Annotated in this window: 14 protein-coding genes and 1 tRNA gene; 12 read left to right on the plus strand and 3 right to left on the minus strand. The window is 62.2% G+C overall.

Translation table 11 applies throughout. From position 1 onward, the window contains the following. Positions 1-152 precede the first annotated feature (152 nt). Positions 153-929, plus strand: coding sequence for a substrate-binding domain-containing protein (locus GJW30_RS15280; RefSeq protein ID WP_096356793.1), 777 nt, complete (start codon positions 153-155; stop codon positions 927-929). 29 nt (positions 930-958) lie between these two features. Here GJW30_RS15280 and GJW30_RS15285 read toward each other — a convergent pair whose 3' ends face one another. Further along, the gene (locus tag GJW30_RS15285; RefSeq protein ID WP_096356795.1) at positions 959-1,390 is read right to left on the minus strand and encodes a PaaI family thioesterase; all 432 of its coding nucleotides are present in this window, start codon (positions 1,388-1,390) and stop codon (positions 959-961) included. Positions 1,391-1,483: 93 nt separating this feature from the next. On the opposite strand from GJW30_RS15285, the gene GJW30_RS15290 reads away from it, so the two are divergent. The 3 genes from GJW30_RS15290 to GJW30_RS15300 all read left to right on the plus strand — a co-directional run bounded on the left by GJW30_RS15290 (position 1,484) and on the right by GJW30_RS15300 (position 4,239). Beyond that, the gene (locus tag GJW30_RS15290) at positions 1,484-2,293 is read left to right on the plus strand and encodes an enoyl-CoA hydratase (protein ID WP_096356797.1); all 810 of its coding nucleotides are present in this window, start codon (positions 1,484-1,486) and stop codon (positions 2,291-2,293) included. Next, positions 2,293-2,880, plus strand: coding sequence for a CoA-binding protein (locus tag GJW30_RS15295; RefSeq protein WP_096356799.1), 588 nt, complete (start codon positions 2,293-2,295; stop codon positions 2,878-2,880). The genes GJW30_RS15290 and GJW30_RS15295 overlap by 1 nt, the downstream gene beginning before the upstream one ends. 75 nt (positions 2,881-2,955) lie before the next feature. Beyond that, on the plus strand, positions 2,956-4,239 hold the full coding sequence (locus GJW30_RS15300) for an O-acetylhomoserine aminocarboxypropyltransferase (RefSeq protein ID WP_096356802.1): 1,284 nt from the start codon (positions 2,956-2,958) through the stop codon (positions 4,237-4,239). A gap of 9 nt (positions 4,240-4,248) precedes the next feature. Here the strand turns inward: GJW30_RS15300 and GJW30_RS15305 are convergent, their stop codons facing one another. Further along, the gene (locus GJW30_RS15305; protein WP_096358858.1) at positions 4,249-5,307 is read right to left on the minus strand and encodes a COX15/CtaA family protein; all 1,059 of its coding nucleotides are present in this window, start codon (positions 5,305-5,307) and stop codon (positions 4,249-4,251) included. A 76-nt stretch (positions 5,308-5,383) separates the two neighbouring features. Between GJW30_RS15305 and GJW30_RS15310 the strand changes: the two genes are divergently transcribed. Together GJW30_RS15310 and GJW30_RS15315 are read left to right on the plus strand one after the other, a co-directional pair. Beyond that, positions 5,384-5,602 carry a DUF2842 domain-containing protein gene (locus GJW30_RS15310; RefSeq protein ID WP_096356804.1) on the plus strand — a complete coding sequence of 73 codons (219 nt, stop codon included), beginning with the start codon at positions 5,384-5,386 and terminating at the stop codon, positions 5,600-5,602. Positions 5,603-5,734: 132 nt separating this feature from the next. After that, complete coding sequence (locus GJW30_RS15315; RefSeq protein WP_096356806.1) at positions 5,735-6,985, plus strand: GNAT family N-acetyltransferase; 1,251 nt, start codon at positions 5,735-5,737, stop codon at positions 6,983-6,985. Here the strand turns inward: GJW30_RS15315 and GJW30_RS15320 are convergent. Beyond that, on the minus strand, positions 6,982-9,234 hold the full coding sequence (locus GJW30_RS15320; RefSeq protein WP_096356808.1) for an exopolysaccharide transport family protein: 2,253 nt from the start codon (positions 9,232-9,234) through the stop codon (positions 6,982-6,984). The genes GJW30_RS15315 and GJW30_RS15320 overlap by 4 nt on opposite strands. 187 nt (positions 9,235-9,421) lie before the next feature. On the opposite strand from GJW30_RS15320, the gene GJW30_RS15325 reads away from it, so the two are divergent. The 6 genes from GJW30_RS15325 to GJW30_RS15350 all read left to right on the plus strand — a co-directional run bounded on the left by GJW30_RS15325 (position 9,422) and on the right by GJW30_RS15350 (position 15,132). Beyond that, on the plus strand, positions 9,422-10,027 hold the full coding sequence (locus GJW30_RS15325) for a polysaccharide biosynthesis/export family protein (protein ID WP_096356811.1): 606 nt from the start codon (positions 9,422-9,424) through the stop codon (positions 10,025-10,027). A 36-nt stretch (positions 10,028-10,063) separates the two neighbouring features. Beyond that, entirely contained in the window at positions 10,064-11,182 is a 1,119-nt protein-coding gene (locus tag GJW30_RS15330; RefSeq protein ID WP_245408523.1) for a glycosyltransferase family 4 protein, read from the plus strand. Between the two features lie 87 nt (positions 11,183-11,269). After that, the gene (locus GJW30_RS15335; protein WP_096356813.1) at positions 11,270-12,796 is read left to right on the plus strand and encodes an undecaprenyl-phosphate glucose phosphotransferase; all 1,527 of its coding nucleotides are present in this window, start codon (positions 11,270-11,272) and stop codon (positions 12,794-12,796) included. Continuing rightward, complete coding sequence (locus GJW30_RS15340) at positions 12,796-14,085, plus strand: O-antigen ligase family protein (RefSeq protein WP_096356815.1); 1,290 nt, start codon at positions 12,796-12,798, stop codon at positions 14,083-14,085. The genes GJW30_RS15335 and GJW30_RS15340 overlap by 1 nt, the downstream gene beginning before the upstream one ends. 12 nt (positions 14,086-14,097) lie before the next feature. Then, a tRNA-Pro gene (locus GJW30_RS15345) sits at positions 14,098-14,175 on the plus strand. 138 nt (positions 14,176-14,313) lie between these two features. After that, positions 14,314-15,132 (plus strand): MurR/RpiR family transcriptional regulator, encoded by an 819-nt coding sequence (locus GJW30_RS15350; RefSeq protein ID WP_165391579.1) that lies wholly within the window; start codon positions 14,314-14,316, stop codon positions 15,130-15,132. Positions 15,133-15,162 lie beyond the last annotated feature (30 nt).

Genomic DNA, 15,162 nt, shown 5'->3' on the forward strand with positions numbered 1-15,162 from the left:
TATGCAGCAAAAACAACATGATATCTTTTTGGTCTAATATTACCTCTGACCTAACCGTCGATCCCGCTGACTTTTTCCGCCTCCCTATCTCATTGCGAAACGCCAAAAAGACTCGCAAGCTGAAGCACATAAACGAGCCTTGAGAAACGCCGATGAGAAAGTGGCAGACAACAGCCTTCGCTGCGCTATTTACCGCGCTCGGAACCCTTCCCGCGCTTGCGGATGTTCACGTCATGAGTTCGGGCGGCTTTACGGCAGCCTACAAAGATCTCCTTTCAGCGTGCGAAGCCAAGGTTGGTCAGCCGATAAAAAGCGCCTACGGCGCCTCGATGGGTGCAGCGCCCGACGCCATCCCGAACCGGCTGCAGCGTGGCGAACCGGCCGATGTGCTGATCATGGCGGCCGAGTCTCTCGACAAGCTGGCGGCGGAAGGCAAAACAATTCCAGGCACACGCGTCGATCTCGCCCGCTCGGTGATTGGCCTGTCGGTCAAAACCGGAGCACCGAAGCCGGACATAAGCACAGTCGCGGCGCTCAAGACGACGTTGCTCGCAGCCCACTCGATCGCTTACTCGGCGAGCGCAAGCGGCACCTACCTGTCCAAAGAGCTGTTTCCGAAACTCGACGAAGACGGGAAAATCATGGCCAAAGCGCGTAAGATATTCTCGGAACGCGTCGGGACGGTTGTCGCGCGCGGTGACGCCGAGCTTGGCTTCCAGCAAGTCAGCGAGCTCGTGCCTATCGCCGGCCTAGACTACGTCGGCCCGCTGCCGGCCGAAGTGCAGCGCGTGACGATCTTTTCCGCCGGTGTTGCGGCGGGATCGAAAGAGCCTGACGCCGCGAAGCAACTGATCGCCTGTCTTGCCTCACCAGAAGCCGCGCCCGTCATCACGAAAACCGGCTTGGAGCCAATCCCGGCGAAGAACTAACGCTTCGGTTGCGTCAGCGCTCCGCCGCGTCAGCGCTTCGGCGGGATCGCGTAAGTGCAGGTCGCATGCGCGACGAGATCGTCGCTGCCTTCGCTGTACAGCAACACTTCGCCGGTCACGAGCGTCTTGCCAAGTTTGAGCATCTTGGCCTTCGCCAAGACATCGGCCGCAGTCGGCTTGCGCAGGAAATTGATCGTCAGGTTCGTCGTCACGGCGAGCGGCACCCAACCGATCGCACCGAGCAAGCCGACATACATCGCGACATCGACGAGCGTCATCATGGCGGGCCCAGATATCGTATTGCCGGGCCGCAAAACGTGCTTTCGCAACGCCTGCCGGATCGTCGCCGTGCCGTAGCCGAGATCCTCAATCGAAATCCCGGTCTTGTCGTTAAACGCTTGCGAAAAGTCCGCCTCGAGGTGCTTGAGCAGCTCTTCCTTTGAAATCACCGGCGCGCGCATATCACCTTTGCCTCAACCCCTTGGACTTGCGCGGCCTTACCATCCGCGACATGTAACGGGCGATACACTGCTGATTGCAGAAAGGCGAGAGTGATGGACGCGGCCGGAGCCGATACCCCGATACTACTGGCGGAGCGCCTCGGCACCGTTCTCGTGCTCACGCTGAACCGGCCGCAGGCACGCAATCCGCTCTCCGAGGCGATGATTTCCGCCCTCGGCGGTCAGTTTGCGGCCATCGCCGACGATCGCTCGACCCGCGCCGTGGTCCTCACCCATAACGGCCCGGCTTTCTCTGCCGGTCACGACATGAAGGAGATGACGGCGCGCCGCTCCGACGAGGATGGCGGACGCGCCTACTTCAAGCAGCTGATGACCGCCTGCAGCGCGATGATGCAGATGGTCGTCCGCCTGCCCCAACCCGTCATCGCGGCCGTCGAAGGCGTCGCCAGCGCGGCCGGCTGCCAGCTCGTCGCGAGTTGCGATCTCGCTATCGCGGGCGAAGGCGCGCGCTTCGCGACGCCGGGCGTCAATATCGGCCTCTTCTGCTCGACCCCGATGGTCGCTTTGTCGCGCAACGTCTCGCGCAAGCACGCGATGGAAATGCTGCTCACCGGCGACCTCGTCGATGCCGAGCACGCCGCACGCGTCGGCCTCGTCAACCGCGTCGTCCCAGCGGGCACGGCGCGCGAGCGCGCGAGCGCGCTCGCTGATCAAATCGCCTCGAAATCCACCGCGACCGTGAAGGTCGGCAAGGAGGCGTTCTATCGCCAAGTGGAGATGGACCTCGGCGACGCCTATGCGTACACGGTCGAGGTGATGACGCAGAACATGATGTTTCGCGACGCCGAAGAAGGCATCGGCGCCTTCATCGAAAAGCGCGCGCCGAAGTGGCAAGACCAATAATGACCGACGCTCTGCACTACCCCGACACGTTCATCCGCGGCATTCTCAAGACGGTACGCTCCATCGCCATCGTCGGCGTGTCGCCGAAGGACAATCGGCCGAGCTACTTCGCCTTCAAGTATCTGCTCGAGCGCGGCTACAAAATGTACGCCGTCAATCCGGGCCAGACCGGCAAAGACCTGCTCGGGCGAAAATTCTACGCCAAGCTTGCCGACATCCCGGACCCAATCGACATGGTCGATATGTTCCGCGCCGCGCCATACGCCGACGGCGTCGTCGAAGAAGCGCTGGCGCTGAAGCCGCGCCCCGCCGTGTTCTGGATGCAGCTCGGCGTGCGCAACGACGAAGCCGCCGCGAAGGCTGAGGCCGGCGGCATGAAAGTCGTGATGGATCGCTGTCCGAAGATCGAATACGGGCGGCTCTCGTCGGAGATATCTTGGATGGGCGTCAACTCCCGGATCATCTCGTCGAAGCGCGCCAAGATCATGGGCGGCGGCGTTCAACGGATGTCATTGAACCGCGAGACCCTTGCGGGCGGCACGACTTCCGGGTCTGCTGCCGCCGCCGACGAGCCAAAGAGCTCTTGACAAAATCCACCGTCCGTTAAAAAGATCGTTCGTTAAAACGAACGATACCGATATTACGAACGCCAGCGAGGAAATATGACCGAACGCACCCCAGGCTTTGCCACTCTCGCGATTCACGCTGGCGCACAGCCCGATCCCACAACCGGCGCGCGTGCGACGCCGATTTACCAAACGACATCTTTCGTATTCGACGACGTCGACCACGCGGCCTCGCTGTTCGGTCTTCAGGCCTTCGGCAACATTTATTCGCGCATCGGCAACCCAACCAACGCCGTGCTCGAAGAGCGCGTCGCCGCGCTTGAAGGCGGCACCGCTGCCCTCGCGGTCGCATCAGGTCACGCCGCCCAGCTGATCGCGCTACATAACCTGCTGGTGTCCGGTGATGAGTTTATCGCCTCGAAGAAGCTCTACGGCGGCTCGATCAACCAGTTCAACCACTCCTTCAAAAGCTTCGGCTGGAACGTCGTCTGGGCCGATCCGGACGATATCTCGACATTCGAGCGCGCCGTCACGCCGAAGACAAAGGCGATCTTCATCGAGTCGATCGCCAATCCGGGCGGCGTCATCTGCGACATCGCGGCGATCTCGCAAGTTGCGCGCCGCGCCGGCGTGCCGCTGATCGTCGACAACACGCTGGCGACGCCCTACCTCTGCAAACCGTTCGAATACGGCGCCGACATCGTCCTCCACTCGCTGACAAAATTCCTCGGCGGCCACGGCAATTCGATTGGCGGCATCATCGTCGATGGCGGCACGTTCAACTGGTCGCGCGAAGGCCGTTATCCGATGCTCTCGGCGCCGCGCCCCGAATACAACGGCATGGTGCTGCACGAGACCTTCGGCAATTTCGCATTCGCGATTGCCTGCCGCGTGCTCTCGCTGCGCGACCTCGGCCCTGCTCTGTCGCCCTTCAACGCTTTCCAGATTCTCACCGGCATCGAGACCCTTCCGCTCCGCATGGCAAAGCACTGCGAGAACGCGAAGGCTGTCGCCGAGTGGCTGTCGAAGAGCGACAAGGTCGCATGGGTCTCGTATCCGGGCCTGGCCGGCGACCGCTACCACGCGTTGGCGCAGAAGTACGTGCCGAAAGGCGCAGGCGCCTGCTTCACTTTCGGCCTCAAGGGCGGCTACGACGCCGGCATCAAGCTGGTATCCAACGTGAAGCTGTTCTCGCATCTGGCGAATATCGGCGATACGCGCTCGCTGGTCATCCACCCGGCCTCGACGACGCATCGCCAGCTGTCGGACACGCAGAAGGTCGCGTCGGGCGCGGGTCCGGACGTTGTCCGCATCTCCGTCGGTATCGAGGACAAGGAAGACATCATCGCGGATCTCGAGCAGGCGCTCGCGGACGCCTGATCGAAGCCGTTACGTGCTGGCGGGGATCGCGCTCAGGTGCTCCGCCGGTACACGTTGCGTGAGCCGCGCCGCGTGCCATGTCGCGATGCCGAGCGTCACGACCGCGCCACCTTGATGGAACAGCGCTAGCCCGATCGGCGTCCCGGCCAGCAGCGTCGCGATGCCGATTGCGGCCTGTAGCGTCACCATCGCGGCAAGCGCATGCGCGGTGCTAACAGCGCCCCGACGCGCGCGCGTCGCGTCGACGGCGTGGAACACCGCCAGCAGCCAGATCGCATAGGCCGTGCAGCGATGGACAAACTGCACCGTGAGATCGTTCTCGAAGAAGTTCTTCCAAAGCGGCGACAAGAACAACAAGCGCTCGCAGCTTGGCATGATCGCGCCATCGATCAGCGGCCAAGTGTTGTAGTTCATTCCGGCATCGAGACCCGCAACGAGCCCGCCAATGTAAATCTGCAGGATCACGAGGGCGAGCAGCGCGACCGCCGTCCGCCGAATGCGCGTATTCGCATCGAGCGGCACGGCACCTGACAGCCGCTGCAGAGTCCAGACGATTGCTGCAAAAATCAGGCACGCCAGCGTCAGGTGAAACGCCAGCCGATACGGCGAGACGCTGATCCGTTGCGTCAGGCCCGACGCCACCATCCACCAGCCGACAGCGCCTTGGATACCGCCGAGCGCAAAAATGCCCCACAGCCGCCAGCGCAACCCGCCGCGGATCGCGCCGCGCCACAAGAACCACAGGAAGGGCAAAAGGAACGCCGCGCCGATGACGCGGCCAAGCAGCCGATGCCCCCACTCCCACAGGTAGATCGTTTTGAAATCCTGCAGAGCCATGCCTTTGTTGATGGCCTCGTATTGCGGGATCGTCTTGTACTTCTCGAATTCCGCCTGCCACGCCGCTTCGGAGAGGGGCGGCAATGCGCCGGTGATCGGCTTCCATTCGACGATCGAGAGGCCGGACTCGGTCAGGCGCGTTGCGCCGCCGACCAGCACAATCGCGCCGATCAACGCCGCCACGACGATGAGCCAAACGCGCACGCTGCGCGGCGCCGTTATGTCTGAGATTGCCTTCACAGTGGCGAACGTATAGTTGCCCGAACGAGCCGCGCCAACCCCGGCGCCGCCCTGTCAGACCACGGCCATGACAATCCGCGTCCGCAAATTCATCGGTATGTTTCTGCTGCTCGGATTGATTGTGATCTGGGCCTTTCTCGCCATGGGCCTCGCCGTGACCATTCTGCCGCAAGTCAGCAAGGGCTGGTCGATGGTCTATTACGCCGTCGTCGGTATGGGCTGGGTTTTACCAGCGATGCCGATCGTCAAGTGGATGCAGCGCCCGGATCCCGAAAACGCGCCATAGTTGCATCGTTTTGCCCACAATTCGCGTGCAACCAGCATCGAATTAATCATCGCAAACGGACTTTCGCTGATCGGATTGACCTTTCTTTACAATTGGGCGCTGTAGACAATTCGCACGCTTTCTAGAGGCGACATGGTGCAACTTCAGCTCGTCGAGTCCTCGGCCGATGCCGGGGCGATTGATCGGCCGATACCGCAGGACCGCGCGGCATCGAAGCCGACCGACGCGTTGCAACTTTCCGTGACCCACGATCTCGCCGCGCTGGTCGATCTCTGGAGCCGGCTCGAGACCACGGCGGACCTCACGGCCTTCCAATCTTACGCTTGGCTTTCGACATGGCAAGACCACGTCGGCAAGGCCTACGGCGTGACGCCGGTGATCGTCATCATCGGACCGCGCGAAGCTCCCCTCTGCGTGCTTCCGCTCGCGGTGCGGCGGCGCGGCCTAATGCGCGAACTCAGCATCCTCGCCGAGAACCTGAGCGACTATAACGCGCCGATCCTGGCGCCCGGTTTCTCCAAAATCGTCGGCGCGGAATTTCCCGCGCTGTGGAGGCGCATCGAAAAACTCCTGCAGAGCGATCCGCAAAGCCGCCACGACTTCGTTCGCTTCGAGAAGATGCCCGCGAAAGTGGGCGCGCAGGACAATCCCCTGCTGTCACTCGGCGCCGAGCTACATCCGAGCGGCGCCTACGCGACCGAACTCGTCGGCGACTGGGAGAGCTACTACAAGACAAAGCGCAACGGTAAAGCGCAACGCCACGACCGCACCAAGCGCAAACACCTCGCGTCAGCCGGCGTAACCGAACTCGTCACAGCTTCAAACTCGACCGAGACCGAGACGATGGTCGGCACGCTGATCGCGCAGAAAGAAAGCGCCCTCGTCGCGATGGGTACAACGAATCTCTTCGCCCGTGCCGGTCATCGCGAATTCTATCACGCGCTCGCGCAGACGAATTCCACGACACTGCGTCCCCACGTGAGCCACTTCAAGGTCGGCGACGTCGCGGCTGCAGCAACGAATTTCAGCCTGCGCTTCCGTGGCCGCTATTATTATATCCTGGCCAGTTACGACGCCGGACCAGTCGCCAAATACGGCCCCGGCGCGATCCAGCTCCAGGAGCTGATGGCGTACGCCATCTCGGACGGAATTCGGGTGTTCGACTTCACGATCGGCGATGAGCGCTACAAGCGTGAATGGTGCGAGATCGAAATCCCACTCTACGATCACGTATCGGCCGCGTCCGTGACCGGCCGCCTGGTGGTGTCTACACTTGAAGTCGCACGGCGGATCAAGCGCGCGGTGAAACAATCTGATCGCTGGTGGCCACTGGTTCTGCGGATGCGCAGCCGTTTTGGTGCGCTCCGCAGTAAGCTTCGTTAAGCGGCGGCTGCCGATTCCGATTTGTCCGCCGTCGGCATACGGCGCGGAGCAATCACCACCAACACATCGTTACAGCCGGCGTCGCGCAAGCGATCGACCGCTGCGTCGGCATCTAGCTCCGCCGTCTCAGGGACGACCAGCACTATAGACGGCGCCAGCCGCGCCAGATACGCATCCGGCACGTCCTGGAAGCTGCCGGCGTCGACGGTCAGGTGTTCATATGTCCGCTCGAGCGCATCCAGCGCAATCGAGAGACGCTCGCCACCCAGCATGGCGACATCGCTGGCGTCGCTGCGGCCAGTCGCGATGAAATGCGCGCGCGATTGACGGTCACGCGTAATGACGTCACCGAATGTCGCTTCGCCGCGAACGAGATCGGCAATACCTCGCGAATAACCGCTGTCGATCGCATGCTGCTTTGCGAACGAGGCGTCCATCCACAACGAACGGCCTTGCGTCGACAGCGCGCGTGCAAGCGCCGCTGCCGTATCGGTCGCGTCACCCGCGTCGCTGAGCCCAACGACAGCGACCCGGCTGCGGCCCGTCGGAGATGATTTGAAGCGCTCGATCATCGACGACAGCGAATAGCCTTCCGCCGTGAATTCCGATGTCGTCGGAGCCGAAGCAACCTCGGGCAGTCCAGGCGGGATGGCATAAGGGTTCGATTGTTCGACCGGCGCGACCGACGGCGCCGAAACGACAGGCGTGGCAACGACTGCTGGCTCCTCCGCACGCGGAGCAATGCTCGGCGCAACAGTGGGTGCGCTCATCTTGACGGGTGCGGCCGGATAAGCCGACGGATAGTTGGCCACTTCAACTTCGCGACCATACGCGCCGGTCGAGAGAAGCTCGCCGGTTGTGATCAGGCCAATCGACAACAGCAGCGTGCCGAAAATCGCGACAAGGATAATCGGCAGCTTCTTCGGGAAATACGGTGTGCTCGAAACGATAGCACGCGAAATCACACGGGCATCGCCAGGAACGGCACCAAGCGAGTCGCGCGACGTCGTCTCGCGATACTTCGCCAGATACGATTCCAAAAGTTCACGCTGTGCCTTGGCTTCGCGCTCAAGAGCACGCAGCTGCACGTCTTGCTCATTTGTCGTCGACGCGGCGCGCTTGAGCTGCTCGACGCTCGCCGTCAGCTGTTCGACACGAGAGGCCGCGATACGCGCGTCGTTCTCGAGCGAACGCACCAGGCGCTCGGCTTCTATGCGAATCTGACGCTCGAGATCGCCAATCTGCGCGCGAAGTTCTTTGATACGCGGATGGCTGTCGAGCAGAGTGGATGATTGCTCGGCGAGCTGCGCACGCAACGTGACGCGCTGCTCGTTAAGACGGCGGATCAGTTCCGAATTGACGACATCGCCCGATTCGATCGGGCGACCGGACCGCAGCATTTCGCGAATGGCTTGCGCCCTCGCATCGATCTCGGCCTTCTGCGAGCGCGCCGTCGCGAGCTGCGTGGACAATTCGGCCAATTGTTGAGTCGAGAGCGACGTATTGTTATTGCCGGCATAGAGATTCGAGCGTGAGCGGAATTGCTCCACCTTTGCTTCGGCTTCGGAAACCCGCTGGCGCAGTTTCTCGATTTCGCCGAGCAGCCAATCACCAGCAGCCTTCGTCTGCTCGCGGCGCGAGCCTTGTAAGGCAGTCATATATGCGTCGGCGACAGCGTTGGCGGCACGCGCGGCGAGATCGGGATCCGACGATTGAAATTCGATCGCGATCACGCGCGACTTCTCGACCTGGAAGGCCTGCAGCCGCTCATAGTAAGCTTCGAAGACACGCTCCTCCGGCGTCATCGCGAACGGATCGCGCGAGATACCGAGGAGAATCAGAACGTGACGTAGCGGGCCTATGCCGCGCAGCGTCGAGTCGAACTCCGGCACTTCATTGAGCTTCAATTCACGGATGACTTGGCGCGCGACTTCACGCGACATCGCGAGTTGAACCTGGCTGCTGATAGCTTCCTGATCTACGGTCGCGCGGTCGCGATCATTACGTTCTGCGTCTGGCCGCGTGAACCCACTTTCACGGCCGTCGAGAATCACACGCGATTCGGATTTGTATTTCGGCGTCATCAGGTTGACGGCCGCGAACGCCACCAAGCCCGCGATCACTGCCGGGAGGAACACCCACTTCTTACGGCGCCAAACGGCACGGCCGACCGACCGGAAATCGAGTTCGCCCTCTTCCGGGCCCTGCCCGGCGGCGATTCGATCATGCGGCACTGAACTCTTTGCCATTTCGGGCTCCAACTGGCGCGAACGCCGACTCTGCAAGTTGAAGCGCAGTAGACCGAATTAAGGTTGCCTTTGCGTTAAACCATGCCGCGCGGGCCTTAAGCCCCCGGCCGCAACGGTTAGGCTTTATTAACCATGTAACCCTCTACTGCGCTGGTCACTTGTTGCCCTCGCAGTGTGGATTCGGCCTATGAAGCGCCGTGCGTTTCTTCTCCTCTCCCTCGGACTTCCTCTCGTAGGATGCGTGCAAAGACGCGCGCCTGTCGTTGCGGTCGCACCACCGCCTCCGGTTGCTGCACCCGTCGCGCCGGTCGCGGACGTCCAAGTCACCGGTGAAATCCCTTATCGTCTTGCTGCTGGCGATCGCCTCCGCGTCGTCGTGTTCGGACAGGAAGGTCTCACCAACAGCTACACGCTCGACCCCAACGGCGCGATCACGATGCCGTTGATCGGCAGCGTCCAAGCACGTAACCAGTCGACGGCTGAGCTTTCGCGCATCATCGCGGCGAAGCTCAAGCAAGGTTACATCCGAGAGCCGCATGTCGCTGTCGAAATCGAGGCTTATCGCCCATTCTTCATCCTTGGCGAAGTAGCCTATCCGGGCCAGTATCCCTACGTCGCCAACATGACGGTTGAAACCGCGGTGGCCATTGCGGGCGGCTTCACACCGCGCGCCGAGCGCAGCGATGCGCGCATCACCCGCAGCGTCGACGGAACAATGACTCGTGGCATGGTGCCGCTTGCGCACACGGTGCGCCCCGGCGATACGATCAATATCCGCGAGCGCTGGTTCTAAGTTACAAAGCCCGAGCAACGCACCGGGAGTGCAGATTTGAACATTCTGCATGTCATGCGCGCGCCGGTTGGCGGGCTCTTCAGACACGTCATCGATCTTGCGCGCGGGCAAATCGCCCGCGGGCATCGCGTCGGCATCATCGCGGACGCGGAAACTGGCGGCCAGCGAGCCGAGAGCATTTTCTCCGAACTAAAACCGAGCCTCGCGCTCGGTCTCAACCGCATCGCGATGAGCCGGCACATCGGCCTGAGCGACTGGGCAGCGACGCGCACGGTTGCCGCGATCGCCAGGCGCGGGAAAGCCGAAATCATCCATGGCCACGGGGCGAAAGGCGGCGCCTATGCGCGCCTTGCTCCGCGTGTTGACGGAGCGATCCGCGTTTACACGCCGCACGGCGGCAGTCTGCATTACGCGCCCGCGAGCCCGCTCGGCATCCTCTACTTCAACCTCGAACGCGTGCTCATGCGGCGCACAGAGTTGTATCTGTTCGAGAGTGCGTTCGGGCGCGACCGCTTCACCGACGCCATCGGCAGGCCGAATGCGCTGACCAAAGTCGTCGTCAACGGCGTCGGCCCGGAGGAATTTGAGCCGGTCACCACGAAACCAGACGCCGCCGACATCGTATTCGTCGGTGAACTCCGTGCCCTCAAAGGCGTCGACGTGCTGATCGAAGCCATCGCAAGGTTGCACGCCGCGAATAGCCCGGTTCGCGCCGTGCTGGTCGGCGGCGGACCGGATGCGGACGCCTTCCGCGCTCTGGCCGAGCAACATGGACTCAGCACTGCAGTGACGTTTCCGGGCCCGATGCCGGCGCGTACGGCGTTTGCGCTCGGCCGCATCCTCGCGGTTCCGTCACGCGCCGAGTCTCTGCCTTACGTCGTTCTGGAAGCGCTGGCCGCTGGCATGCCGACGATCGCAACCAAGGTCGGCGGCATCCCGGAAATCTACGGCACGGCGCACGATCGCTTGATACCGCCGGGCGACGTCGACGCGCTGGCAGACGCGATCCGCTCCGGATTGGGCGATCCGGAGATGATTCAGCAGATCAGCACAGCCTTGCAAGCTCACGTAAAGTCGATGTTTTCCATCGATCGCATGGTCGATGATGTTCTCGCTGCTTATGCAGAGGCCCGGACCACCTCGGGGCGCGTTTAGATTCAATTGTATGAATTGAACTAAGCGTTCCTTGAGCTTTCTTTGGTACCAAAACGGGACCAGCGATCTCTCCTCGAGTAACGCGTTATGACCGATATTTCGCAGCCATCCTTGGCCGCCGCTGCCCTTGGCGCGACAGCGCGCTCCAACACACCGCGCATCCTGTCCCCGGCCGCCGAAAAGATCGCAGCCCTTCCGGTTATGCCCGCCCTGTCGCCGATCGTCCTCGCCGGCATCGTGCGCATGATCGACTTTGGCGCCATCATCGTGCTCGGCTTTGCACTCTATGCCGTCTATGTCGTTCCGACCTACGGCGTGATGTGGCAGTACGTGCCGGCGATCCTGGCTATCGCGGTTTTGACCATCTTGGCCTTCCAGTCCGCCGACATCTATCACGTGACGGCCTTCCGTAGCCCGGTCGGCCAAGTCATCCGGCTGGTGCCGGCCTGGACGATCGTCATGTTCCTGGCGATCACCATCGTCTTCTTCGCCCGCCTCGAACAGATGTTCTCGCGTGTCTGGCTGGTCGCGCTCTATGTGGCAGGTGTGGTCCTTCTCGTCTCGCTTCGGCTTGCGCTCGCCACCCTCGTCCGGCACTGGACGAAGGAAGGTCGCTTGGATCGCCGCGCCGTCGTCGTCGGCGGTGGCCCGGCCGGCGGAAAGCTCATCGAAGCGCTCGGTGCGCAGCAGGACTCCGACGTTCACGTCATCGGCCTGTTCGACGATCGCGGCGATGATCGCGCGCCCGTCGACGTCGCCGGCTTCACCAAGCTCGGCTCGGTCGATGACCTCATCGAATTCGCGCGTCGCACACGCGTGGACCTCGTCCTTTTTTCGCTGCCGTTCACGGCCGAGTCGCGCCTGCTGCAGATGCTGCGCAAACTCTGGGTACTGCCGGTCGACATCCGCCTCGCTGCGCATTTGCACGGCCTGCGCCTGCGCCCCCGCGCCTATTCGTACATCGGCAACTTGCCGATGATGGACGTCTACGACAAACCGATCACCGATTGGGACGTCGTGATGAAAAACGTGTTCGACCGCGTCGTCGGCGCGCTGCTGCTGCTCGCGCTGAGCCCGATCATGATGATCGTCGCCATCGCGATCAAGCTCGACAGCAAGGGCCCGGTCTTCTTCCGGCAGAAGCGCTACGGCTTCAACAACGAGCTGATCGAGGTCTTCAAGTTCCGCTCGATGTATACGGATCAGTGCGACCCGACCGCTTCGAAGCTGGTCACCAAAAACGACTCGCGCGTCACCCGCGTTGGCGCGTTCATCCGTAAGACAAGCATCGACGAGCTCCCGCAGCTCATCAACGTCGTGTTCAAAGGCAACCTGTCGCTCGTCGGCCCGCGACCGCACGCGTTGCATGCGAAAGCTGAGGATCGCCTCTACGACGAAGCCGTCGACGGCTATTTCGCGCGCCACCGCGTGAAGCCCGGCATCACCGGCTGGGCGCAGATCAATGGCTGGCGCGGCGAGACCGATACCAGCGAGAAGATCGTCCGCCGCGTCGAGCACGACCTTTACTACATCGAGAACTGGTCTGTGGTCTTCGACCTTTACATCTTGGCGCGCACACCCTTCGCGCTCGCCAAGTCCGAAAACGCATACTGATGTCGATCGCCGTCACCGCCGATCACCAGCAGCTATCCGCGGAGCAAACGGCAACGGTCGGCGAACAACTGCGTCTCGCCTTGCTATGGCTGACGGCGCTCGCAGGGGCTTTCGTTTTCGTCGAGCCGAGCCCTTACGAGATCGTTTCCCTCGCCACAATTTTGCTCTTTCTGTTTGCCGGCCTGACGCTGTCGTCGGTGATTATGCCGATGATCCTGCTGCTCGCGGTCTACAATGTCGGCTTTTCGCTGTCGGTGCTTCCAGTCGCGAGCCAGCCGAAAGTCGTGCAGTGGGTGCTGATCTCCTGGTATCTCGGCGCAACCTGCATCTTTTTCGCTGCCGCGCTCTCTCGCAACACGATGCAGCGCGTATCGATCCTCGTGCGCGGCTACACACTCGGTGCCGTGATCGCCTCGCTCGCCGGCATCGGCGCTTACTTCGGCGTTATCCCAGGCGCCTCTGAGTTGTTTCTGCGCTTCGGCCGCGCGCAAGGAACGTTCAATGACCCGAACGTGCTCGGCGCTTTTCTCGTCTTCCCGGCCCTCATCGCATTTCAGCGCATCTTGGTCGGCCGCCTTCGGGACACTTTAGCGGGCAGCCTGCAGCTCGCAATCTTCTCGCTAGCGGTTCTCCTGAGCTTCTCGCGAGCCGCTTGGGGTCAGCTCGTCTTCTGCATGGCGCTGATGATGCTGTTGACCTTGCTCACGACGTTCTCGGGTCGCGTACGTATCCGCATCGTGATCCTCACGATCCTCGGCGTTCTCGTTTTCGCCGGTCTCATCGCGATGGTGCTCTCGTTCGATTCAGTCGGCGGTTTGTTCAAGGAGCGCGCCAGTCTTGAGCAGAGTTACGACTCCGGTCCGATGGGCCGTTTCGGCCGCCACATCGTGGGCTTCCAGATGGCGCTCGACCTGCCGTTCGGCATCGGCCCGATGCAGTTTAGCAAGACCTTCGTCGAGGACCCGCACAACGCCTATCTCAACGCCTTCATGTCGGGCGGATGGCTGGCCGGTTTCAGCTACATCATCCTGACGATTCTCACGCTTTTCGCGGGGGCGCGCTATCTCCTGGTACAAACACCTTGGCAGCGCATCTATATTGCGGTCTTCGCGGCCTATGTCGGCCTCGCGCTCGAAAGCGCCATCATCGATAGCGACCACTGGCGGCACTATTTCCTGATTGTCGGCGTATTGTGGGGTCTCATCGCGGCGACCCGGCGATACCTCAATCAATCGCGGCGCCGACGGGCCGAAATGCCCCCTCTTGCCACGATGGCGCGCACGGCTTAGACCCGTCGCCGGCGGAGCGTAGCGCAGCCCGGTTAGCGCACCAGTCTGGGGGACTGGGGGTCGAGAGTTCAAATCTCTCCGCTCCGACCATTTTTTCTTGCCGTCGGCGGCACCCCTATTGCGAATGACTCGGGCCCTCGCAATAACATCGAGTAAATGACAGCGGACCACACGCTATCCGACCAAACCCGAGACGTTTTCGGTGAACGCTACGCGCATGAACGTGGCGTGCTGACCCCATCCCTCAAACGCGTCGCCGATTATATCGACACCCATCGTCTCGACGTGATGGCGTTGTCCGCCATCGAGATCGCAAAGGCGGTCGGCACATCCGACGCAACGGTCGTGCGCGCCGTCCAAGCGCTCGGCTTTGAAGGGCTGGACGAGCTTCGCCGCGAGCTTGCCCACTCCTACCGCGGGCGGAACGCACCTTCCGACAATCTCGCACGCACGCTAGCAGATGTCGGCGAAAATACCGAGCGCGCTGTCGATGCGGCCTACGACGCGTCCATCGGCTCGATCGAAGTTCTCGCCTTGCCGGAACAACGCGAGGCGATCACCGAGGCGCTGCGCGTCCTTCACATCGCCAAACGCATCGTCATTTTTGGCTTGGGTCCGACCGCGCACATCGCCGCTTACGCGGCCACACGGCTACGCCGGGAAGGACGCCGCGCAGGTGTCGTCGATCGCGGCGGCGAGCAGATCGCAGATCAGCTTCTGCAGTTCGAAGCCGGTGATGCTGTCATAATGATGGCCTACGGGTCGATCTACCGCGAGGCCGAGGCCACCATCGCGGAAGCCCGCCGCCTCAAAATCCCGATCGTGCTCCTCAGCGATACGTCGGACGACGCCTTCCTGCGCCACGCACGTGTTGTGCTGAACGTGCCGCGCGGCCGCAGCCAACGCATCGCTCTCCACGGCGCGACAATCGTCTGCATCGAAATGCTGCTCTTGGGCCTCGCCACCTCAGGCCGGGAATTGGCAACGTCGAGTTTGGAACGCTTGGAGCGCTTGCGCGAAACAGCCAGATCGCGGCGACCCCGATGAGCTGCCAGACGCACCGTCTCGGTGTCGATG

The sequence above is a fragment of the Variibacter gotjawalensis genome (genome assembly GCF_002355335.1).
Taxonomy (GTDB): Bacteria; Pseudomonadota; Alphaproteobacteria; order Rhizobiales; family Xanthobacteraceae; genus Variibacter; species Variibacter gotjawalensis.